Raw genomic sequence first — 21,165 nt, forward strand, 5'->3', positions numbered from 1 at the left:
ACATATTGAATGAATATTTCAGGATTTAAAAAATGGAGGAAATAAGGAGTTTTTATGAAGGTTAACCTGTGAGATATTCAGATTGCGTGGAAAATAAGGAGAAAAATATGCACCTGAGCATAACAGAAAAAGTCACACCCGCAGAAAAAGAAGAGTTATTTGTGGGATTAAGAGCTTACAACGCCCAGTTTTTAGATATGACGAACTTTAGTGGTGATATTGGCGTTTACATGCGAGACGAAAAGGGCGTCATGCTGGGTGGATTAATCGGCGTACGAAAAGGTGAATGGCTGAATATTGATTATCTCTGGGTGAGCGATACCGTACGGGGAACCGGCGTGGGCAGCCAGCTTATCAAAACGGCGGAAGAAGAAGCCCGACGTAAAGGCTGTACACATGCCCTGGTCGACACGGTCAGCTTCCAGGCGCGTCCGTTTTATGAAAAACAGGGGTACCAGCTGCAGATGTCTTTGCAGGATTACCCGTATCCAGGCATGCAGCGTCATTATCTGACGAAAGCGCTTTAGGCCCGGTTCTGCATTAGTCATTCCGCTATTTATTGCGAGTCGCTTTCTGAAATTGACGCGTCTCGCTTGCCTCCCTTGAGGGCGATGGCACATGCTTCGGCCTGGTCATTCAACCAGGGAGATAGCAATGAAACGTACAGCAAAACTCTTCAAAAAGGGGCGACGTCAGGCAGTGATGTTGCCTGCTGATTTCATGTTTGATACGGAGAGTGTTTACATCCGACGAGATGAGGAAGGGAACGTCATCTTGACTGCGAGATCGGAAAAGGAGCGTCACAGAGATAATTTTTTACGTTTATTGAAGCAGACTGATGTTCCTGATTCTTTCCTGAGTAAAGAGGAACGCAATCAGAGCTATACAACAAGAGATCCATTTGAAGGGTTCTAGAAAATGCTGCATATGTTGGATACAAACATAGTAAGCCACCTCGTCAGGCAACATCCCGGGGTGATAAAGCACTATTCTCGCACCCCAATAGAAAAAATGTGTATTTCAAGCGTGACGGAGGCTGAACTGCTTTATGGAATAGCCAAAAAGCAAAGTGACAGATTACAAAAAACAATACTTGAGTTCCTTAAAACCATCACTATTTGCGACTGGGACAGTGAAGCCGCAGCAACGTACGGTGAACTCCGCGCAGAAATGGAGAAGAGAGGGAGAGTGATGGGCGATCTCGATCAACTGATCGCTGCGCATGCTCTTAGTCGGGGTACAACAATAGTGACCAACGATCATGCATTCAGAATGGTGCAGGCGCTTGCCGTTGAGGACTGGACAACAGCGTCGTGATCGCCGATGCCTGGTGGCGCAGCGTCACCCGGCAATAGACCGCATATAACCTATCCTTCTTATTGATTCCTTTTCGGTTTTTATTTCACCGCCTCGTTGCCGATATAGTCACTGAAACGTTCATCAAAAGGATAGGTCTTGTGAAACTTCGATTGGGTGCTCTGGTTCTCGCGGGTCTGCTGCTGGCAGGATGCGATCAAAGTGGCAGCGATGCCAAACACATTAAAGTCGGCGTAATCAACGGCGCGGAGCAGGATGTGGCTGAAGTCGCCAAAAAAGTGGCAAAAGAGAAATACGGTCTGGATGTGGAGCTGGTCGGGTTTAGCGGTTCGCTGCTGCCCAACGATGCCACCAACCAGGGAGAACTGGATGCTAACGTCTTCCAGCATCGTCCGTTCCTTGCAGAAGATAACAAGGCGCATAACTACAAACTGGTTGCCGTAGCGAATACCTTCGTCTTCCCGATGGCCGGTTATTCCCGCAAAATCAAATCCGTGTCTGACCTGAAAGACGGGGCGACCATTGCCATCCCTAATGACCCCACCAACCTCGGTCGCGCGCTGCTCCTGCTGCAAAAAGAGAAACTGATTACCCTGAAACCGGACGTGGGCCTGCTGCCAACCGCGCTGGATATCACCGCTAACCCGAAAAAACTGAACATTATGGAGCTGGAAGGGGCGCAACTGCCGCGCGTGCTGGATGACCCGAAAGTGGATGTTGCCATCATCAGCACCACCTATATCCAGCAAACCGGGCTTTCCCCGGTGCATGACAGCGTCTTTATCGAAGATAAAAACTCGCCGTACGTGAACATCGTGGTGACGCGCGAAGACAATAAAGACGCAGAGAACGTAAAGGAATTTATCCAGTCCTATCAGTCACCGGAGGTAGCGAAGGCGGCGGAGACCATTTTTAACGGCGGAGCGGTGCCGGGCTGGTAATGCCCACGGAATTTACACCGTCACGCTGGCATCTATCCGGCTTTCCGGCCAGAGGAAACCCTGGCCAAACCGTGCTCCTGAGGCGCAGGCTCGCTGTAAGTCCTGCGCGGTTTCAATGCCTTCGACGACAACAGCCCGGGCAATCTTCTCTCTGACGAAGTGAACCAGTGTGTCAAAGCGGGCGGGAGAGCTCAGCTCTGAGCGGTCCAGCTTGATGCCATCTACCGGCAGAGCAAGACGCGCATAGTCGTCTGCCAGTTCCTGAGTCAGATCATCCAGCCAGATTTTCCAGCCCGCCGCCTTAAGCTGAAGCAGGGCGTGATGGATGCCGCGTTGCTCTGCGGCACTCATGCGGGTCACGGTTAACGGATCCTGAATTTCTATCGTTAAGCGCTGCTGGTGACGTAGCGCAAGCAACAGGTCGATGGCTTTAGCATCAAGCAGCTGGTCTGCCGGGAGATTAAGCCAGTACTGGCCTTTGTCCGGCATCTGCAGCAGCGTATTGGCCTGCCAGAAAAAAATTTGCAGCGCGCTGCGGGTGGGCAGTGAAGCGAAGAGTGCGTCAAGATTCACGTTGTGGATCTCCACCAGAACCTCATGCGCCACCGCCTGGCCGGAATGCAAATCGACTAAAGGCTGAAACCGCAATCCGGTGATGGCATGCAGCAGGGGAGAGGGAAGCACGGTGTACATGACAAGACCTGCAGAAAAAAAGGTTCCCGCGGACACGGGAACAAAGGCAAACGACACACGGTCGGGAAGTTAATTCAGGATCCAGCGAATGCTCTGATAGAACGAGGGGCCCCGCACGGCCTTCAGCTTATTCATGGCATTGTTTTTGTAGAAATAAACCAGCCTGACGTTGCAGCCGAGCTGACGGGCAATTTGCTTGGTTTTCAGGTTACATGAGTAGCCCCGCAGCACGCTCGCTTCCTCGTTGGAGAGCCTTGCAGGGCGCTGCCGCGTCGTAATGCTCACGTTGTAATGGTTTAACGCTTTTGGCGTCTGGCTCATCAGGATTTGCCACATCGCCTTGATATCCCCCAGCGACACGCGCTTATTGATGACCCCATCCACATGCTTAAATTTCAGAAAACCGACGGATAACGAATAGATATAGATCCTCGCCGCTGGCTGTTTTTCTTTAATGCGCAGAATATCTTCATTGGGCGTAATCATAAAACTGCCGATATTCAGTGGATCATAAATGACGATGTCCCAGGTTTGTTCGCTGAGGAGAAAATCTTCAATATTGCTGAACCCATGGAAAATAACATCCCGATGCGCGTCAGGTTCACGGTTGCCAAGATATTGCAGGCCAATCATTGTGAACTCACAACTATCAATAACGGCCACATGTATTGTTTCTTTCATGGTCATTCTCCTTTAGTTGGGCACCCGGTCCGTGTAAGAGAAACAGTAATTTGAATCGTGCGGTCACCCATGCCTTTGTCGCGAGACATGGCATAAAATGTATGCCAGGAGAATGTATTGCGTAAAGCCAATCCCTTTTATTATCGAAAGATAAAATTCAAAAAATATTTTAAGGTGAGATCTAATATTTTTAATCTTCTTATAATATTAGAGATAGATTTTTATCCTGAGAAATGACGTTTGTTAAGGTTTGATATGGATAACACGCTCTTTTTATGGGGGTTTTTAGGCGGGGTTTTAGCACGTTTTGGGTGTTGATTCGCCACTTGTATTGCTTCGCCAGGAATTTTAGCCACCCGGGCGTTAAAATCCTGGTGGGAATAAGTTGTGAGCATGGGCTTATTACACTACTATCAGTCTCCTTTTATCGTGTTAATAATGAAATAATATGATTTTTTCTGAATTCACTCTCAGGATTATTGTGTTTTATCGGGTCAATATTCTGCAGGAGATGATAAGCGATGCGCTGCTTAAATTACTGCCTGAATATTCTCTGCAAATATCAATAGTGGAATCAACAGAACAGCTCTTTGATGCCATTAGCGACGGTCAAGTCGATATTGTTATGGCCGAGTTCAGTTATCTGTTTAACCATAAATCGTGGAGCGTACAGACCAGTAACCGGCTCAATATGTTATGTCATACGCACCACGTTAAGCGTGTACTTTTTGTGCCTGAATTACAGTACGGATTATTAAAAAGGGTGCTGGAGATGAAATACGAGCTGACCCTTTCCCTGCAGGACGAGCCCGGCGAGCTGAAAAGAGAATTACAGGCGCTGCTCAGAGCAGAAGAGGCCAGGCCGCGTGTCTCATCGTATCTGAAGGGAATGATGCGCGCCGGCGCGCGCTCGCGTTCGGTGCTTTCCGCCCGGGAGTGGGAGGTGCTGCATCTTCTGGTGGAAGGCTACACCGTGACCGAAATTGCCCAGCTGCGAAGCCGCTCGGCCAGTACCATCGCCACCCAAAAGCACAATGCGATGAAAAAACTCAACCTCACCAACCACAGCGAACTCATTAAATACCTGCAGATGGCGGGCCGGATCGGAAGTTAAGCGTCGATTCGCCGGAACGACAGCGTCCCGGCATAAGCGCATCAGGGGTAGATAATATTCAGCGTCGCCGTCGTATTGAGTTTGCCCTGACTGACCTTCGCCGGTGCCCAGACATAATAGGACGCCGCCATGGGCAGGGTGAACGTCTTGCTCAGTGCCCCGCCCGCCGCCACGTTGAACAGCAGCGTGGCATTTCCGCGGCTGGTGGTAGAGGTCGAGAAGACGACCGGCTGTTGCGAGTTATTCCGCTGAATCAGCCGCAGCCCCACGCCCTGTGCGGCACCGCTGCTGGTGTCGACCAGTACGGAACTGTCGGTCGACAGCAGCTGCGTGCTGGAGAGGAACATCTCAATCGCCCGGTCAGACGTCCCGTTTGTCCCCAGATTCTGACAGCTCATATTGAGTGTAAAGGGCGTCAGCCCTGGCTGGGCAGAGGCGCTCAACTGTGGGATACCCAGCGTAGGTAAATGAACCGTCAGCCCCGCGTTGTCGAAAGAGCAGGTGGTCAGCTTTGGTGCATATTTGATGGTCATCGGCTGGCCAAACATATCCCGGTTATCGTATGGCCACTTAAAGCCGTTAAACAGCCACTGCACGATTTTCACCAGCTGATTGATCGGCCAGGTAATGATCTCCCAGAACGACATGCCGCTCATATCGCTGACGAACAAGACATCGCTCATGGTCGCCGTGTCCCCCGAGAGGGTCGTACCACTCTGATCAACCAGCGTAAAGCGCACGGTAAACGGTGTATTCAGTTCTGAAGCCGTATGGTTACCGCTCGCGCTCAGCGTCTTGTTGGGATGCGTGCTGGTGATCTCCGCCCGCACCCTGTATTTGTCATTGCTGAAGCCCAGAATGGTGGCGTACTTACTGTCGGTCGAGAGGATCGGCGTGTAAGAAAACTCGCTGTTGCCGGTTGAGCAGTTAAACGAGCCGCTGTACTGGGTGCTGAAGCTCCCGGTCCAGGTCGGCGTGGCGGGCGTCAGCTTATCCGACAGATCGACGCTGATTGGCGGGCCATAGGAAATACTGCCCCCGGAACAGGTGGCATAGCTTGCCCCGCTGACGCAGGCGAGAAACAGAAAGGTCAGTAACCGTATCATGTTGATGTTCCGTTAGTAATGGCAAACAGAGGACGGGCTTTCCAGTCCCCACGCCGGTGCGGCGATAGTGCAATTTCCGCCACGCAAATGAACGCTAAGCTCACGTGGTGGTTGTTCCGCGCGAATGTAGAGCACGCTGGCCTGGCCGACATAACCCACCGACTCGCCGCGCTCGTTCAGCACTTCGGTACCAAACGGCAACGGTGCCCCGTCCGGGCGGGTGGCGCGCAGCATCCAGGACTGGCGCTGGTCGGTATCGAAGCGGATATAGTTCACCGCGCCATCGTAAGGGGCGACGTTAGCGATGTTGCCCAGCACTTCTGCCCCGCGGCTGTTCGCCGTTTCGGACAGGGTGATGGCATTTTTACGGTACGGCGTGGCGTAAGGCACCAGCGCCACGCCATCACGGTTGGTCACGATACTTTCGTCGCCGTTAACCATCAGCCCTTCCGCCTGCGGCGCATCGACAATGGTCATGGTGGAGCCGGTTTCGTTGGAGGCAAGCAGATGCCACGGCACGGCCACCAGGCTGCCGCGCCCGTTCAGCCCCATCTGGCGGTAGTCGGAGGATTCACTGTAGGAGCCGCCAAGCGTTGCGAAGTTTGCCCGGTATGCGGTGTTCACGCTGGCGGTGTTGTTCCCGCCCCGCGCATTGCTGCCGGAGAGCGTATAGCTCAGGCGGTTCGACGCCAGCGCGTTGCCGCTCATGCTGATATTGCTCTGTTCATAATGCGAGTCGCTGGCCGTCAGGCTGGAGGTGACCCACGCGTTGTTATCAAACAGCGAGAACGGCAGGCTGAGGGAGAGGTAAAAACGCGTCTCTTCTTCACGCTCGCTGTTGCGCACCCGGCTGGCGGAGACGGTATAGCTGGCCCGGCCGATGGCGTTGGAGTAGCCGGCCTGATATTCGCGCGAGGTTTGGCGGGAATTCCAGTAGTCGCGCTGTGTACCCGAGATAAACACCGTGCCCCAGTTATCGGGCAGACGCTGGTTCAGGTTAAGCGTGAAGGTGTTTTTAGGCTGTGCGGCGCGCAGGGCATCCCAGGTGCTCATCGTCATCTCCGGGGCGACCCCGAAGCGATCTTCATACTCGTCATACTGTGCTTTCAGGCGTTGATACCCTTCCCGGGAGTAAAGCGCGTCGCTAAAGCTGTAATACCCTTTCGTGGAGTAGCGGTAGGCCGCCAGCGTGAAGTTGGTGGCTGTGGTATCGATAAATTTACTGTACGACACGCGAAAGCTTTGGCCGCTGTCGGTTCTGTCCTGCAGCGTGGTTTTGGCGTGGGTGACATCCACGGATACCGCGCCAAAGGGCAAATTCCAGCCGGTGCCGATAAGCCCCGCCTGATAATTATTGCTCACGATCGTGCCCGTATAGCCGGTCATCAGGTTATTAAAGCCATAGCGCAGCGTGGCCTGCAGGAACGCCGGGTCCGCCTCAAGGGTGTTTTGATGAACCTTTCCCGCCACCACGCTGTACTCGCTCACACCCTCTTTGAGCATGCCGGGCACGGCAGAGAAAGGCACCGTGAATGATTGCTGGGAACCGTCCGCTTCGCGCACGACCACCAGCAGGTCGCCCGCTGAACCGGTCGGCTGAATGCTGTCGAGGGTGAACTGGCCCGGCGGAACGTTCTCCTGATAGATGACGTTACCGTTCTGCATTACCTTCACCAGGGCGTTAGTGCGCGCCACGCCGTGTACCACCGGTGAAAAGCCCTGCTGCGAGTTAGGGCGCATTTTCATATCGGACGCCAGCGACACGCCGCGCACACGAAGGGAATCAAACAGATCGCCGGGAATATAAAAGTCGCCCAGCGTCAGGTTGGATTTCAGCGCCGCCAGCGGGCGGCGAAGGTAGCGGGTGTTATTCTGCCAGCTGCTGTCACCGCTGGCGGATTTGCGCCAGGTACTGCTGTCGCGAAACTGCCAGCCGAGCAGGTTGGCCCCGGAATCCAGCCCGGCGTAAAAATCATCGTTGGTCTCTTTGGCGGAGCCTTTTGTTCGCGTGTTGTACCAGGTGGTGTTCCAGGAGAGCATCAGCGCCGGGATCCCTTCGTCCCAGAACTGAGGGGCAACATAGCCCTCTTCGGTACGTAAGACGGCCGCCTGTGGCACGGTGAGTGCCAGACTCAGCGTGCTGGTGTCCGTTTTTACCTCGCCGCCCTGAACCAGATCGTGCAGCTGCACCTGGCCGTCAGTAATGGCGGGGGCCGGAATCGCTTTGGTGTTGATCCCCAGCATAAGCGCGTCTTTCCAGGCAAGGCGAACGTCATCCTGTTGCTCGCCGTAGGTCACCGTATAGCGCCCCTTCCAGTCTCCGTTGACGTAAATATCCATCTCCTGGGGACCGGCTGGCATGGCGTTGTTTTCGTAAAAGCGTGACAGATCGGACTCACCGGATGCGCCAGCAAGCAGGGAGGTATCAAACGTTACCGCACCTGATTTATGCGAAAGCAGAAGCGAGCAGACAGCCAGCATGCAGAGCCTGTTTTGTTTCATTTTCATGGTGAGTCTTTCCGATCACTGGCTGGTGAGCGTGCGGGTTTTATACGCACCCAAATCATCCACATACATCAGCTGGTAGGTTTGGCCGCGTTTCACCGCGTTTTTTGTTGCGACGGTGAGTTGACCAAATGGCGCGACCATCGGTGATTCCTGCAGTAATTTGGTTTTGCCCTCGGAAATATTGGCAACCGTAATATGGAAAGGGCTGTCATTAACGATGCGGAACTGTTTACCGCTGGCAATCAGCGTCAGTTTCCCCGTTGCGTTATCCAGCGTGCCGGCTAACGAGGCCGGGCGATAAAACATTTTGATGCGTGATTTAATCGCCAGCTGAACGGTATTCTGGTTTTGTATATTTTCCGGCTTTGGCGGAATGTCGAGCACGTTCAGGAAAAAGACCGATTCGCGATCGCCCGGTAAATTCGCAGGCAACTTTTTTATCCGCAATTGCTGACCATTATGTTCGCTGACCTTCACCACCGGTGGCGATAACAGAAAAGGAACGTTTGCCGTTTCCGGGGTGGAGTTAATATCGCCGTCATCAATCCAGGATTGCACCAGCGCAGGGGCATCACCCGTATTGATTAACTGAACAATGACCTCTTTGTTATTCTCAGGATAAAGAACACGCGTGCCATTAATCACAATATTGGCCCATGCGTTGCCCGCGCTGAGCAGCAGAGATGCCAGCATAATAATCTTACGCATATTGGTAACCTTAAATACAGGCTTCGCCGGGACGAAGCCTGATTAACTGAAATTACAGGTAGGAAATGGTGTAGGTCACGTTAGAGCTCAACGCACCGACCGTTGCAGCAGCGGCGTTGGTTTTATAGTAATAAACGTCCAGCGTCAGCGTTTCTGAATCTGGCGCCGCTGAGGTACCCATAATGCTGGTGGTATAAGCCTGGTTCAGCGTAACCGGCGTAGATTTACCTGGTTCAACTAAGGCGAAACCGACATTACGCGCCACGCTGGCGTCGTTTTCATTAACGCTGTTATTTAGCAGGTATTTGCCGTCGGTAGAAATATTATCGGCGCTGGAGAAATACACTTTCAGCGGCGTACCGGTCGTACCTGCTGCTGGCGTACAGCCAGAAAAGGTTAACGAAATGGATTTTTTATTTTTTGTAATCAGGCCAACCGTTGTTCCGGCATCCTTAACCGAAATGGGGGAGAGGGCGACGGTCATATCCGCGCTTTTCCCGCCATTAATCGTACAGGTGGTATCGGTAATAGCACCGGTAAAGTTAATTACGCCACCCGCTGAGTTATCTGCGGCAATGGCGTGAGTAGAGGCAATGGCTGCGCCAAGCACAGATACGGTCATGATCGTTTTGAACATGATAAACTCCATAATATTTTGTTTTATCAAAGAAAGAATGTTTCCCGGCTGCGCAACACACTGTGACAGGCTTACGCGCATCGCGACCTGAGTACGAGCCTTGACGATATTATGTTGCATCAAAAAGATACATAACAAAACATTATTCCGTTAAGATCAAAATAATGAGATTATAATCTTGCTATAACGTTCTTTTAAGGATTATAACCTAAATGCCTTCATTCGAAGGTCTTAATTAATGAATTAATAATTGTTAATTTATGAAGTTTTCTATGCGGCGTGCTCAAATAATATTTGATGACTTGACCACACCCTCTTTAGACCTATTATTGCGAGGGAAATACAGTCATTTATAACAGTGGTGTAACAATCATATGAAGTATCTTATTGATCTCGCAATGCTTTATGAAGTGGACTCCGGTGTGATCATGATAAATGGAGAAGAGGAATCTTCCATTAAGTTATCAAATCAGGCGGCACGTTTGTTATATGAACTCATCATTAATAATGGTAAAACCCTCGACAGAGACGACCTGATTAAGAAAGTCTGGGAAGACCGGGGTTTTTCCGGCTCCTCGGTCAGTCTTAATGTTGCCATAAGTGAAATTAGAAAAGCTTTTCGGAGTTTAGGACGTGACCCGCTACTGATTAAGACCATTCGTGGAAAAGGTTTTAGTCTGGCCGCGCATATTGAACATCACACTGTCAGGCCGCCCGTGGCCGCTCCGGAAAAAATGGTGGCGGAAACCGTCGATATTGTGACGCAGCAGCGAGACCCGCCTGAAGGTTTGCGTCGTCGGGACAGCGGCTTTACCACCCTGTTCGTGATGGCGCTGGTGGCAATAATGGGTATTGCCGCGCTGCTGTTCTATCAAAATATGCGCGTCGCCGATCGTCCGAAGGAGTCCGATATCTATCGGCTGGGCAAAATTGACCGCTGTACGGTTTATCTTATCGATAAGAACATGTATCAGCCGCTGCAGGTCTATCTTAACCGCGCTAAAGAGGCGATCGCCCGTCAACATATCGACTGCGAACATCAGGCTGCTGATGCCTATTATTCAAAATTTAAAAAATCACAGCTGGAAAATGATTTTTTGGCCGTCTGTTATCTGCAGGATGGCGCCGATAGCTATAAAAATTGTATCTCTTACAGAAGCCTGACAGGGAGTTAAGATCATGTCGAAGAGACAGATGGGTATATTATTGGGCGTGGTACTGCTGCTTTCCGTTATCGTCATTGCCGTGCTTTACCCGAAAAGAACTCAGGAAGTGGGATTTGGCTGTCAGTCTGATACGGTTTCCAGGAAAAACTATTCCACGGGAGAGTCGACCGCCCTGTCGTTAACTACGCTGTTTCTGTTTAATGGCAGCGATATTGTCACGGTGATCCATAAAGGGGTATTCACCCGCGGCGACAAACGCTATTTGATTGACCGAAACTATGTCCTTAACGTTGAGAAAGTTGCTGGCAGTGATATTTACTATATTAAAGGAAAAAAACTGCAGAAATCTGATGATGACATTGCCCCGGATGGAATTGTCAATGAGCTGCTAATGGACAGTATCGACTTCTTTTATGTTACCCGGGTTAAAGGTCATGCCTGGCTAATTAAAGGGCTGGTATTACCAATAATGATGTGCGTGGCTGTACCCACATCCTGATATTCTGCAGAATAACCAGAATAGATGTTTATCTATTCATCAAAAAGTCTCAATTTTATTCATTATGTAACAACAAGATGCAAAAGCAGGCAGATATTTTTCATCTTTTGCTTTAAAGGGAATGAAATTTTCTGTATTGCCTCGTTATTTTTCGGGTGACTATACTTCGCCCCGAAAAAGGGGCTCCCCTTTTTTAAACATCTGGATTCTTTTTTGAAGGACTAAATAAATGAATAAACTGAACGCTATCGTTCTGGGCTCACTGCTGTCTCTTTCTGCCCTGAGCGTTGCTCATGCAGCGGAAACTACCGCTTCTGCAACCTGGCAAGCTTCTGCAACGAAAGACAGCGATTCCGATCTGGTTGTCACCCCAACACGCGCACTGAACTTCGTTTATAGCGCAAACACGAAAGCCTTTAACACCGACACCGGTCTGTTTGATGTGGCTATTCGTGGCGATCACTCTTCTGCAACCAGCTTCAAACTGGAAGCTATCGTTGATGACTCTGACAACACCCTGTTCAGCGTTGGCGGCGAAGCAACCAAACTGAAAGTGGGCGCGCGCTTTGGCGGGACCGATCTGGGCTCCATCGGTGGCACAGTGGGTACGAAGTCAACGGCATGGACTACCCTGGTTGACTCTTCAAACAACACCGGCGTCTCTTCTGGCCTGTGGAACCTGACTACCAGCGCAGGCGCGACGGCAAACACCGAAGTGACCGGCCAGGACAAGTTTGTGTTCTACGTCGATTCTGCACAGGACAGCACCGGTGCGGCGAAAGAGTTCAAAGACCTGACCAACAGCCTGTGGGAAGGTACTGTCTCCGTTGCGTTCCGCGCAACCTGGGGCTAAGAGCTGACAGTTACAGGGGCGTAAGCCCCTGTTTAGGGAAATATCATGTTTAGCCTCAAACCCATCTTCTTCTCTTTATTATTTATTTCCTCCTCCGCGCTGGCGATTAATGTTGGCAAAGTCACCACCATTATTCCTGCCGATGCGGATTCCACCGCCAAGGAATTAAAAAACGAAGCGGACAGCGTGCGCATTATTTCCATCAGCGCCCAGCGTATCAGCAGCCCGATGGATGAAGGCGTGGTGATTAATCCAGAGCAAACCGACGAGCTGCTGCTGACGCCCACGCGCATGGTCATGCCCGCCGGAACCAGCAATATCGTCAAATTTTACTATCACGGTAAGGCCGACGATCGGGAGCGCTATTACCGCATTACCTTCATTGATGAAGGGGTCAGCGAAGATCTCGACAACGGCACGCAAAAGAATGGCAAAGGGATGACCCGCGCCGTGGTGAGCACCATTCTGGTGGTCCAGCCCCGGAAGAAGAACGTCGATTTCGTCTACGTGGCCGGGAAGATCACCAATAAGGGCAATACCGCGTTTCGCGTGAACGCGAGCGGAACTTGCCTGAAACCCAACCCGGAATCGCCGACCACGCCGTGCGTCAAAAACTTTTACCTGATGCCGGGCACCTCCCGCGCGATCGACGATATCAACGTAACGGACAGCCATTTTCATCTCGGAATTTGGGACCTGAAACAGTTCATTCCTGTTAAGTAAGGATGCATGGTGAAAAATAAATTAGTGTTGCCGGTGATGATGGCGTGCACATCCGGCCTCTTGCCCGCGTATGCGCATGCGGCCTCCAGCTCCGTGGTTATCGCTAATTACCGTTTTCCCGACTCGCTCTATGCCCTGCTGGAGCAGGGGATCAAAATCCCCGTTTATCTGGTCAATACCCGCCCGGGTACAGCGCAACAGGCGGGCAGCACCGGTGACGTGAGCGAGTATGTCCGTATTGGCGACGTAACGATCTACGCAGAAGACCGGCAGCTCGGGCTGCGCGATGTCCAGGTCCAGGAGTCAGACAACGGTATTCGCCTGTCAAAAGAGATGCGGACGCTGCTGCAAAGCATCAACGGCAAGCAGTTTGACGACCATATGCGTATTCCGGTGAGCGCCGGGTCGGCGTTCGAGCTGGATCAGAAAAAAATGCGCCTGCTGCTGAACCTCTCCCAACGTGACTACGGGGTCAATATTCGTCCGCGTGAGGTGGATATCGATGCCCCTGAATCAGACGATCTGAGCGGCACGCTCTCCTATAACCTGGGGGCGTATCACACCGAGAGCGGCTACGGCGACAGCTGGTCCTCCGGCTATCTCAACGCCAAAAGCTGGGTCTCGATGGGGGTCGATCACCTGCTGGTCGATGGCTCGGGCTACGTTAACGAGAACAGCAGCGACACCCAGATGAACGCGGTGATGTGGGAACGTGACTATCAGGGCATGCGCTACGCCGCCGGGATGTTGAACGGCTGGGCGATGCAGTCTCTCGCCAGCGTCAGCGGGATCTCCGGCGGAGAGGTGTACGGCGTCTCCGTGGGGAACCAGGCCAACTCGCGTAAGCGGGACAATACCCTCTCCCTGACACCGATCGTGGTCTATTTCCCGACCGCCGGAGAAGCCCGCATTCGTCGTGACGGCCAGCTTATTGGTATTCAGCGCTTTGACGTGGGTAACCACGAAATCGACACCAGCGCGCTGCCCTACGGGATTTACAGCGTGGAAGTCGAGGTGGTCAGCGGCAGCCGCACCGTGTCACGGAGCATGTACACCGTGAACAAACCTTTCACTAACAACGTGTCGGAATCGCTGCGCTGGCAGACGTGGGGCGGGATTTATAGCCGCGACAAATCCGTCGTCAACTATAAGAAGTACGCCAAACGGAAAAACGAGCAGGACAACAGCTACTACTACGATTACGACACCAAACATAAAGACACCATGTCGCTGGTCGGCGCCTCCTTCAGCAAGCGCAGCGGGATGGTCGACTGGAACGCCTCCGGCTATATGATGCGCGAACACGTGGTCAGTGAACTGTGGGCCTCCCTGAACCTGACCGGGTACTTCTCGGTGAATACCCAGACGATGGCCGCCTCTGACGGAACGTACCGCGCCAACTACGGGGCTAACGTCAGCCTGCCGTGGAATATCGGTTCGGTCTGGTACTCGCATGAGCAGCTCTCCAGCGGCAAGTTCCTTGATATCTATGAAAACAAAGGCAACACGTGGGGGGCATCGTTCAGCCTGCCGTCGTTTGGCCTGCCGTCCGCCGGCAACCTGAGCCTGATGCGACAGGAAGACGACGTATACCGCTATAAACGCTATCAGGTTGACTACTCCCAGGGGCTGTATGCCGGTCGTTATGGTACGGCGCGCCTGCGGGTGGGGATGTCGCGCAATAAATACGAAGGCTATTACGAAGAGAAAGACCGCTACGTGATGCTCGATTTCTCGATCCCGCTGGGTAACACCGTCTCGGTGGGCGTTTCCCATAACCGCGATACCGGCACGGCGCTTAACGTCAGTGCCAGCCGCCAGTTCGAAGGAGATTACCTGAAGTCGGTTACCGCCAACGTTTCACGAGCTTTCAGCAGCAACCAGGATCGCACCGTGAGCGGCGGGGGCAGCGTGAGCTTCGACACGCCGTGGAACAGCAACATTCTGAGCGTGCAGAGCGGCACCAGCAAAGGCTGGAACTCCACGCTGACCAGCGACGGCAGCGTGGGCTGGTCGAAAGAGGCGGTTGCAGCCGGTAAAGGCACCCACAGCGCAGGGGTGATCGTCAGTACCGGGCTTAAGTCCGACGAGTCGCTCACGCTGAAGCTCAACGGCCGCACGGAGCGCATCAAGGGCGATAAAACCTGGCTGTCGTTACCGGCCTATCAGGCCTATGACCTGGAGGTCATGAACAGTGAAACCGGCACCGAAAGCTATGACATTGGCGCAAACGCCCGTCGTCATATCACGGTTTACCCGGGGAACACGGTGGTGATGAAGCCGCAGGTGAAAAAAATCGTCACCCTGTTTGGCCGCCTTGTTGATGCCAACGGTAATCCGGTGAGCGCCACGCAAATCAAAAACCACGTGGGTCTGACCCGCACCGAAAACGACGGTCGCTTCGTGATTGACGTGGACAAGAACAATCCGGTGCTCAGCATTGCCACGCCGGACGACAGCGTCTGCGAGGTGCGTCTGGATATTGCGTCCAACCGTGGCGCGCTGTGGCTTGGGGACATCTCCTGCGATAAAGGCGATTTTGTCTGGCAGGAAACAAAAGGAACACGGGAACGTGACGATGAAAAAGATATTCGCTCTTAATCTGCTGCTGATAAGCGCGGCGGCGCAGGCGCAGCAGATGCCCTATTTCGCGATCAACAACCCGGACAACAACGGGACGGGCAACACGGCGGCGCTGTTCAGTCTGAACAGCACCTCCACCTCGTTTTTACACGGCTCGCGGGAGTGGCCCACCCTGAGTGCCAAAACCAACAACGGGATTGCCACCTATATTCCGGACAACAGTTTTAACGGCCCGGCAGGCAGCCCGCTGACCATCAACTTCAGCGTCACAGGCTCCAGCGCCTCGCCGTTCTTTAAGGGCACCGCGTGTTCGTCAAGCTGTGGTACCACGGGCTATACCGCGACGACCAGCTATTCCGACACGTCCATGGTGGTGAAACCGCCGGTCATTGAGCCGGGCACCGCTTATGGCCGCTGGGTGCTGGGGGATCCGTTCTTTGATTATCTGCTCAATGCTGCACCTGGCAACGAGGTGACGATTACCTCCACGCCGCAGATCTCCTCTATCGGCAAGGTCACCACCACCAACACGCTGCATAAGGTCGGCACATTGACCATGACCAACTCGCGGGCGCTGGATCTGGGCATTGACCCGATCAGCGGCGAGGTGACCATTGTGGATGGTTCAACCGGGGCAACGTGTACTAAATACACCCGCAATACGGTGTCGGGTGTGCTTTGCGAACTACTGGAATACACCTTTGTCGGGGAAGATATCACCGGCTACAACCCGGGGCTGGCGCTGACCTCGTCCCGCGTGAACGGCGTGCTGCAATCGCACATGAACGGGGGGACGGGGCTGGCGGCGGAAATCACCTTCGATGAGAGCAACTGGTACAGCATCTCCGGCGGCATCCTGAGCGACACGCGCGTTCTGGCGAATACCTTCCTCGCGGCGCCGCAAAAAAACGGCGGCAAGGCGTACCTGAAAATCTTCCTCCCGAAGGCGCTGATTTTGAGCGTGGCGCAGGCGGGGGATGGCAACAACATCGGCAATATCGTCAGCCTGTGCCTGACGCCGGGTAACAGCTCGCTGGCGGCGGATTTCTGCTTCCAGCCGGGGGGCGGGCTGGTGATTGACCCTATCCAGCCAGGCCTTGCGATCGTGCCGGATAACCCGGATTACGCGCTCGACCCTAACGGCCTGGGCGGTTCCGGGAAAGGCACGATTGGCGAGGGGCCGATAGAGATCCCCTACACCATTACCTACAGCGGCGCGCAAAAAGATGCCGCGATTGCGGTCACGGTGAAGGTCACCGGGCCGACGCAGAGTCTGAACGGCGTGGACTACTGTGCCTTTAGCGGTAACGGCTTCACGGTGCCTGTCCCCGGTAACGTGCTGCTGGGCAAAAGCCAAACGCTGAAGGCGCATAACTGCAAAGGCGAGGCGCTGTCCATTCCCGCACCCGCCACCCATGCGGAAGAGTGGGACAAGATAAGCTCAGGCGTGACGGACATGTGGCTGTGGAAAACCCCGCTGGTATTGCAGTTTGTGATGAACAACCCGGTATCGAAAACCACCTATGACGGTAATACGTGGTTTGGTGAAGTGACGGCTCAGGGTCGAATTGATGTCAGTGCATCCTGGAATTAAACGTGTATGACTGGAAAATTCCTGGCTATTTTCGCAATAAATTGCTTCATTTCCGCAAGCGCAAATGCTTTAATTATTGAAAATCTAAATATTGATTTTCTACCTGAAAAAGAAGTTGTTTTTCAGCCAATAAAAAACGATACCAGCGTACGACAGAATTATACTGTTTCGCTTATTCAGGTTGATGTCCCAAAAGAACACGGGAAAGAGACTGAAATAAAAGATGGCGAGGTGATGTTCTCGCCAAAACAGTTAACTCTGGAGAGCGGCGAGCGGGCCGGATTTAAGTTTTATTATACCGGCCCGCACGACAGCAAAGAACGCTATTATCGCGTTAAATTCACCGAGACGCCGCTTCAGGCGCGGGTTGTGATGAGCAAAGGCCAACGCATTCAGTCGGATGTGGTGGTTTCGCTTGAGGCTATTTTAATTGTCCGACCATGGACAAGGCATTTTGATTATACGTTTAGTAACGGGGTGGTGAGTAATACCGGGAATACCTGGTTTAAATATGTCTCTTCTCAGGGATGTAGCTCACAATATAATGACTCAAAATATCTTCCACCGGGTCAACGGCTGGAAATAGATAATTACGCGCAGCCCGCAAGGCGGATGATTATTTATGGAAATAAAATCATCCCGCTTACGCGCTGCCCGTAACAACCGCTTTCCTTCATAAAAGGAAATTATCCTTTGGCGCAAGCTGAAGATTTACAACTACAGGAGAATAAAATGAAAGCGATTTCATTCGTAGAAGCGAAAGATATTATCGGTGGTGCATTAAACCCATTCGCTGGCCTCGTTAAAGGTGCACAGCTGGGTTATGACACCGGTGCAAGCATCATGGGCATGGTAGGCGGCGTGGTTGGCGGAATTCTGGGTGGCGCAATGGGCTTCCTGGGTGCGCTGGTTGGCAGCTACAACTAATTCAACGAACAGGAAGACAATCATGCAAGTTATCGATTTCAAAAAAGCACAGGCCATCATCGGTGGCTGGGATCCGTTTGCTGCTGCCCTTCAGGGCGCGAGCGCAGGCTATAACGCAGGCAGCCAGATGTTAGGCGCGCTGGGCGGCACCATCGGTGGTGTGTTTGGCCTGGTGGGCGGCTTCATCGGCGGCTTCTTCAGCGCATAAGTTATCGACCTATGCTTATGGCCCGCTTTGCCGGGCCATTTTTTTATTTCAGCCACGGATAATTATGTTTTCGCTTTTTCAGTATAAAAAAAAGGGTAAGACACCCGTTATTCGCCAGCATGAATATACCGAATGTGGGCTGGCCTGCCTGGCGATGGTGCTGGGGCACTATGAACACCACGTCTCCGTCAGCCAGCTGCGCAGGGAGCTTACCGTCTCTGCCGACGCGGGCACCTCGATGGCGGAACTCATGACCCTCGCCAGCGATAAAAATATGACGGGCCGGGTGCTCAAGGGCGAAATCACTGAAATTGAAAGTGCCGAACTGCCGCTCATCGCCTTCTGGCGCGGCAATCATTTCGTGGTGATCGTGAAGGTTGACGGGCGCAGCGTAACGGTCCACGACCCGGCCAGCGGCGTGCGTCGCTACAGCCTCAAGGAGGCGCAAAAACTCTTTTCCGGCTACGTGCTGGAGCTGAAGCCGACGCCGCGCTTCGACAAAAAATCCCCTGACGAGACGCTCACGCTGGGGCGGCTGGCCAATAAATCCCCGAGCTTGTTTCAGCGGCAGGTGCTGCTGTTTGTGCTCTCGATTTTTACCCTCATCACCATGCTGGCCAGCCCCACTTACGTGCAGCTGATCATGGATGAGGCCATCTCGCGCAACGACAACGATCTGGTGATCTTACTCACCGCCATTTTCGCTATCGTCTTTATTTTTGAAGTCATAGGTAAGTTCCTCAAGCAACTGCTTGAGATCCTGATGCGTAACATCGCCTATGACGACCTCAGCCAGTCGGTTCGCCGCTATATGCTGCGTACCCAGACCGGCTGGTTCCGCAGCCGTCCGCCGGGCATTGTGCTGGCGATTGAAAAATCGCTGCATGCCTGTGCGGAGTTCATCAGCAATGGCTATGTGCAGATCCTCTTTTCCAGCTTGATCGCCTTCACCAGCCTGCTGTTTATGCTGCTGTATAACGTGAAAATCGCCGTGCTGACGATGCTGCTGATGGGGGTGTTCTTCCTGATCCGCTTTTCGCTGATCGGCCCTTACCAGCGCGCGGTGGACGACTCCATCGAGCGCACCGCAAAGTATGAATCGCTGCTGGTGGAGACGCAGAAGGGGATCATCACCCTGAAGGCTAACAACATGGAGCAGGCCCGGGACGCGGTGATGGATAAATCCCAGCGTGAGCACATCGCCGGGCTGATGCGCAAAGAGCGCCTGCTGGCCCGCTTTGATGTTGCCTCGCTGCTGGTGATCAACGCCGAGCAACTGCTGGTGGTCTGCTTCGGCGCGTGGCTTATCCTGGAAGGGCAGATGAGTATCGGGATGCTCTACGCCTACATCAGCTACAAACGCTATTTCTCCGACGCGATGGTACAGGTGGCGCAAAAGCTGCTGGACAAAAATGCGCTGAAAGGGCCGCTGGATCGCGTGGGCGACCTGCTGTTTGCCCCCTCTGAAGCCAGCCAGTTTGGCCGGAAGATTGTGACTTCACCCGTCAGTCTGGCCTTTGAGGATGTCTCTTTTGCTTATCCGGGACGTGAGGCGACCCTGCAGCACATCAACATGACGCTCAAGCAGGGCGAAGAGGCGGTGATTGTCGGCCAGAGCGGCTCCGGGAAAACCACACTGCTGCGTCTGATCTCCGGGATGTTGCTCTCCACATCGGGCAGTTTGCGGATCAATGCGATCCCGATCACCGAGTGCGATCTCTCCTCTCTGCGCCAGCATATTCGCATTGTGCATGCGGACGATATTCTCTTTACCGGCTCCATTCTGGATAACCTTTCCTGCTTTGATAGCGCGCCGGACAAGGAGCGGGTGATTGCTGCCTGCCGCCTGGCGGAGATTGACCACGTGGTTGCGCGTCTGCCGCACGGATACGAAACGGAGCTGCTGCCGGGAAATACCTTTTTCTCCGCCGGCGAGATGCAGCGTCTGGTGCTGGCGCGCGCCCTGTACAGCCAGCCGAAGCTGCTGCTGTGCGATGAAGTGACGGCAAACCTCGATAAAACCACGGCGCAGAAGGTGCTGGCGAACCTGCGTGGCCTGGGGATTGGTCTGGTGTTTGTCACCCACTCGCCGGAGGTGGTGGGCTGTCACGGACGGCTCTACACCATGGAAAACGGCACGCTGCGGGAGAGTGAGCAATGATGTTTCTGCCCCGTCTCTACGCCCGACTTTGCGCCCGGCAGGCCGGACGCACGCTGCTCGCAAGCCGGATCACGCAAAACTACAGCCAGTTTATGCGCTGCCCGGAGGCTGACGTCCCACCCGATTTTTTGCGCCAGAACGCCCTGGAGATGAGCGGCTTTCATTTTGTCGAGCAGATCTTCCCGCCCGCGCTGTGGCGGCGCAACGTGCGTTTCGATCTCCACGCCCGGGTGGCGGCATTTACCCGCGAGCAGGATTTCTATTCTCAGCCCCGCACCCTGCTGCTGGGCATGCGCTGGGCCGGATTTGGCCTGATCGCGGATGCGCTGCTCGCCACCGCGCCAGACGACGTGCGCTTTCAGTTTGTTACCCGCCTTCCCGCGCTGCACAAGCTGATGGCGGCGCACGAGGAGCGGCGGGCAGGGGCGTTTTTCGCCCCGCACCGGCTGGTGACCGTGCTGCTGGTGGATGAGCGCCTCCCGGATGCGCCGCTGTTCATGACCCAGGCGGGCGACCAGAAAGCGTGGTTAACGGACGTGTCGACGCGCTTTTTAACGCGCTACGGATACGTGATTCGTACGCTACTGCCCGGCTGTTCGCTGCACTCGGCGGAATTTGCGCTGGAGAGCCAGACCTATGCCCCTGCGGAGTACCGTCAGGCCGCCACCGCCACGCTGAACGCGTTGCGTAAAACCCCCACGCTCTGGAGTGCATGGGACGATCTTTCAGTGATTTATCATGGATGA

22 protein-coding genes are annotated in these 21,165 nt (G+C 53.6%); 16 read left to right on the plus strand and 6 right to left on the minus strand.

The features are described from left to right. Positions 1–107 precede the first annotated feature (107 nt). The 4 genes from AK59_RS0101620 (at position 108) to nlpA (ending at position 2,258) form a co-directional block, all read left to right on the plus strand. On the plus strand, positions 108–527 hold the full coding sequence (locus AK59_RS0101620) for a GNAT family N-acetyltransferase (protein ID WP_020686446.1): 420 nt from the start codon (positions 108–110) through the stop codon (positions 525–527). 127 nt (positions 528–654) lie between these two features. Continuing rightward, positions 655–915: an antitoxin gene (locus tag AK59_RS0101625; protein ID WP_020686447.1), complete on the plus strand. Its 261-nt coding sequence runs from the start codon at positions 655–657 to the stop codon at positions 913–915. 3 nt (positions 916–918) lie between these two features. Next, the gene (locus AK59_RS0101630; protein WP_020686448.1) at positions 919–1,317 is read left to right on the plus strand and encodes a type II toxin-antitoxin system VapC family toxin; all 399 of its coding nucleotides are present in this window, start codon (positions 919–921) and stop codon (positions 1,315–1,317) included. A gap of 140 nt (positions 1,318–1,457) precedes the next feature. Further along, complete coding sequence (gene nlpA, locus AK59_RS0101635) at positions 1,458–2,258, plus strand: lipoprotein NlpA (RefSeq protein ID WP_029881865.1); 801 nt, start codon at positions 1,458–1,460, stop codon at positions 2,256–2,258. 12 nt (positions 2,259–2,270) lie between these two features. Here the strand turns inward: nlpA and AK59_RS0101640 are convergent, their stop codons facing one another. Both AK59_RS0101640 and AK59_RS0101645 read right to left on the minus strand, forming a co-directional pair. Next, entirely contained in the window at positions 2,271–2,951 is a 681-nt protein-coding gene (locus tag AK59_RS0101640; protein WP_029881866.1) for an EAL domain-containing protein, read from the minus strand. A 69-nt stretch (positions 2,952–3,020) separates the two neighbouring features. Then, positions 3,021–3,632: a helix-turn-helix transcriptional regulator gene (locus tag AK59_RS0101645; RefSeq protein WP_080348043.1), complete on the minus strand. Its 612-nt coding sequence runs from the start codon at positions 3,630–3,632 to the stop codon at positions 3,021–3,023. Between the two features lie 448 nt (positions 3,633–4,080). On the opposite strand from AK59_RS0101645, the gene AK59_RS0101650 reads away from it, so the two are divergent. After that, complete coding sequence (locus tag AK59_RS0101650; RefSeq protein WP_029881868.1) at positions 4,081–4,746, plus strand: LuxR C-terminal-related transcriptional regulator; 666 nt, start codon at positions 4,081–4,083, stop codon at positions 4,744–4,746. A 41-nt stretch (positions 4,747–4,787) separates the two neighbouring features. Here the strand turns inward: AK59_RS0101650 and AK59_RS0101655 are convergent, their stop codons facing one another. From AK59_RS0101655 to AK59_RS0101670, 4 genes are read right to left on the minus strand one after another with little or no spacing between them, the layout of a single operon-like run. Then, positions 4,788–5,852 (minus strand): fimbrial protein, encoded by a 1,065-nt coding sequence (locus AK59_RS0101655; RefSeq protein ID WP_029881869.1) that lies wholly within the window; start codon positions 5,850–5,852, stop codon positions 4,788–4,790. A gap of 12 nt (positions 5,853–5,864) precedes the next feature. Then, on the minus strand, positions 5,865–8,360 hold the full coding sequence (locus AK59_RS0101660) for a fimbria/pilus outer membrane usher protein (RefSeq protein WP_029881870.1): 2,496 nt from the start codon (positions 8,358–8,360) through the stop codon (positions 5,865–5,867). Positions 8,361–8,375: 15 nt separating this feature from the next. Beyond that, the gene (locus AK59_RS0101665; protein ID WP_029881871.1) at positions 8,376–9,068 is read right to left on the minus strand and encodes a fimbrial biogenesis chaperone; all 693 of its coding nucleotides are present in this window, start codon (positions 9,066–9,068) and stop codon (positions 8,376–8,378) included. A gap of 52 nt (positions 9,069–9,120) precedes the next feature. Beyond that, positions 9,121–9,705, minus strand: a complete 585-nt coding sequence (locus tag AK59_RS0101670; RefSeq protein ID WP_013094838.1) for a fimbrial protein — start codon at positions 9,703–9,705, stop codon at positions 9,121–9,123. Positions 9,706–10,079: 374 nt separating this feature from the next. Here AK59_RS0101670 and AK59_RS0101675 point away from each other — a divergent pair, with 374 nt between their 5' ends. The 11 genes from AK59_RS0101675 (at position 10,080) to AK59_RS0101725 (ending at position 21,165) form a co-directional block, all read left to right on the plus strand. Further along, complete coding sequence (locus AK59_RS0101675) at positions 10,080–10,880, plus strand: winged helix-turn-helix domain-containing protein (protein ID WP_023620608.1); 801 nt, start codon at positions 10,080–10,082, stop codon at positions 10,878–10,880. 4 nt (positions 10,881–10,884) lie between these two features. Beyond that, complete coding sequence (locus AK59_RS0101680; protein WP_013094840.1) at positions 10,885–11,370, plus strand: hypothetical protein; 486 nt, start codon at positions 10,885–10,887, stop codon at positions 11,368–11,370. Between the two features lie 229 nt (positions 11,371–11,599). Continuing rightward, complete coding sequence (locus AK59_RS0101685) at positions 11,600–12,223, plus strand: common pilus major fimbrillin subunit EcpA (RefSeq protein WP_013094841.1); 624 nt, start codon at positions 11,600–11,602, stop codon at positions 12,221–12,223. Between the two features lie 45 nt (positions 12,224–12,268). After that, entirely contained in the window at positions 12,269–12,946 is a 678-nt protein-coding gene (locus AK59_RS0101690; protein ID WP_020686458.1) for a fimbria/pilus periplasmic chaperone, read from the plus strand. Positions 12,947–12,952: 6 nt separating this feature from the next. Next, positions 12,953–15,547: a CS1-pili formation C-terminal domain-containing protein gene (locus AK59_RS0101695; RefSeq protein ID WP_029881872.1), complete on the plus strand. Its 2,595-nt coding sequence runs from the start codon at positions 12,953–12,955 to the stop codon at positions 15,545–15,547. Continuing rightward, complete coding sequence (locus AK59_RS0101700) at positions 15,525–17,123, plus strand: hypothetical protein (RefSeq protein ID WP_029881873.1); 1,599 nt, start codon at positions 15,525–15,527, stop codon at positions 17,121–17,123. The genes AK59_RS0101695 and AK59_RS0101700 overlap by 23 nt, the downstream gene beginning before the upstream one ends. 6 nt (positions 17,124–17,129) lie before the next feature. After that, positions 17,130–17,783, plus strand: coding sequence for a hypothetical protein (locus AK59_RS0101705; protein WP_013094845.1), 654 nt, complete (start codon positions 17,130–17,132; stop codon positions 17,781–17,783). Positions 17,784–17,855: 72 nt separating this feature from the next. Continuing rightward, positions 17,856–18,050, plus strand: a complete 195-nt coding sequence (locus AK59_RS0101710; RefSeq protein ID WP_013094846.1) for a hypothetical protein — start codon at positions 17,856–17,858, stop codon at positions 18,048–18,050. A 22-nt stretch (positions 18,051–18,072) separates the two neighbouring features. After that, entirely contained in the window at positions 18,073–18,258 is a 186-nt protein-coding gene (locus AK59_RS0101715) for a hypothetical protein (RefSeq protein ID WP_013094847.1), read from the plus strand. Between the two features lie 64 nt (positions 18,259–18,322). Further along, positions 18,323–20,419 carry a peptidase domain-containing ABC transporter gene (locus AK59_RS0101720; protein WP_020686461.1) on the plus strand — a complete coding sequence of 699 codons (2,097 nt, stop codon included), beginning with the start codon at positions 18,323–18,325 and terminating at the stop codon, positions 20,417–20,419. Beyond that, complete coding sequence (locus AK59_RS0101725) at positions 20,416–21,165, plus strand: hypothetical protein (protein WP_014830094.1); 750 nt, start codon at positions 20,416–20,418, stop codon at positions 21,163–21,165. Before AK59_RS0101720 ends, AK59_RS0101725 begins: the two co-directional genes overlap by 4 nt.

The organism is Enterobacter sp. T1-1 (assembly GCF_000710795.1).
Lineage (GTDB): Bacteria > Pseudomonadota > Gammaproteobacteria > Enterobacterales > Enterobacteriaceae > Enterobacter > Enterobacter cloacae.

Excerpts from the sequence above, each read along its gene's own strand:
- AK59_RS0101620 (WP_020686446.1), top strand. The coding sequence starts at position 108 with ATGCACCTGAGCATAACAGAAAAAGTCACACCCGCAGAAAAAGAAGAG.
- AK59_RS0101625 (WP_020686447.1), top strand. The coding sequence starts at position 655 with ATGAAACGTACAGCAAAACTCTTCAAAAAGGGGCGACGTCAGGCAGTG.
- AK59_RS0101630 (WP_020686448.1), top strand. The coding sequence starts at position 919 with ATGCTGCATATGTTGGATACAAACATAGTAAGCCACCTCGTCAGGCAA.
- AK59_RS0101640 (WP_029881866.1), bottom strand. The coding sequence starts at position 2,951 with ATGTACACCGTGCTTCCCTCTCCCCTGCTGCATGCCATCACCGGATTG.
- AK59_RS0101645 (WP_080348043.1), bottom strand. The coding sequence starts at position 3,632 with ATGAAAGAAACAATACATGTGGCCGTTATTGATAGTTGTGAGTTCACA.
- AK59_RS0101650 (WP_029881868.1), top strand. The coding sequence starts at position 4,081 with ATGATTTTTTCTGAATTCACTCTCAGGATTATTGTGTTTTATCGGGTC.
- AK59_RS0101655 (WP_029881869.1), bottom strand. The coding sequence starts at position 5,852 with ATGATACGGTTACTGACCTTTCTGTTTCTCGCCTGCGTCAGCGGGGCA.
- AK59_RS0101660 (WP_029881870.1), bottom strand. The coding sequence starts at position 8,360 with ATGAAAATGAAACAAAACAGGCTCTGCATGCTGGCTGTCTGCTCGCTT.
- AK59_RS0101665 (WP_029881871.1), bottom strand. The coding sequence starts at position 9,068 with ATGCGTAAGATTATTATGCTGGCATCTCTGCTGCTCAGCGCGGGCAAC.
- AK59_RS0101670 (WP_013094838.1), bottom strand. The coding sequence starts at position 9,705 with ATGTTCAAAACGATCATGACCGTATCTGTGCTTGGCGCAGCCATTGCC.
- AK59_RS0101675 (WP_023620608.1), top strand. The coding sequence starts at position 10,080 with ATGAAGTATCTTATTGATCTCGCAATGCTTTATGAAGTGGACTCCGGT.
- AK59_RS0101680 (WP_013094840.1), top strand. The coding sequence starts at position 10,885 with ATGTCGAAGAGACAGATGGGTATATTATTGGGCGTGGTACTGCTGCTT.
- AK59_RS0101685 (WP_013094841.1), top strand. The coding sequence starts at position 11,600 with ATGAATAAACTGAACGCTATCGTTCTGGGCTCACTGCTGTCTCTTTCT.
- AK59_RS0101690 (WP_020686458.1), top strand. The coding sequence starts at position 12,269 with ATGTTTAGCCTCAAACCCATCTTCTTCTCTTTATTATTTATTTCCTCC.
- AK59_RS0101695 (WP_029881872.1), top strand. The coding sequence starts at position 12,953 with ATGGTGAAAAATAAATTAGTGTTGCCGGTGATGATGGCGTGCACATCC.
- AK59_RS0101700 (WP_029881873.1), top strand. The coding sequence starts at position 15,525 with ATGAAAAAGATATTCGCTCTTAATCTGCTGCTGATAAGCGCGGCGGCG.
- AK59_RS0101705 (WP_013094845.1), top strand. The coding sequence starts at position 17,130 with ATGACTGGAAAATTCCTGGCTATTTTCGCAATAAATTGCTTCATTTCC.
- AK59_RS0101710 (WP_013094846.1), top strand. The coding sequence starts at position 17,856 with ATGAAAGCGATTTCATTCGTAGAAGCGAAAGATATTATCGGTGGTGCA.
- AK59_RS0101715 (WP_013094847.1), top strand. The coding sequence starts at position 18,073 with ATGCAAGTTATCGATTTCAAAAAAGCACAGGCCATCATCGGTGGCTGG.
- AK59_RS0101720 (WP_020686461.1), top strand. The coding sequence starts at position 18,323 with ATGTTTTCGCTTTTTCAGTATAAAAAAAAGGGTAAGACACCCGTTATT.
- AK59_RS0101725 (WP_014830094.1), top strand. The coding sequence starts at position 20,416 with ATGATGTTTCTGCCCCGTCTCTACGCCCGACTTTGCGCCCGGCAGGCC.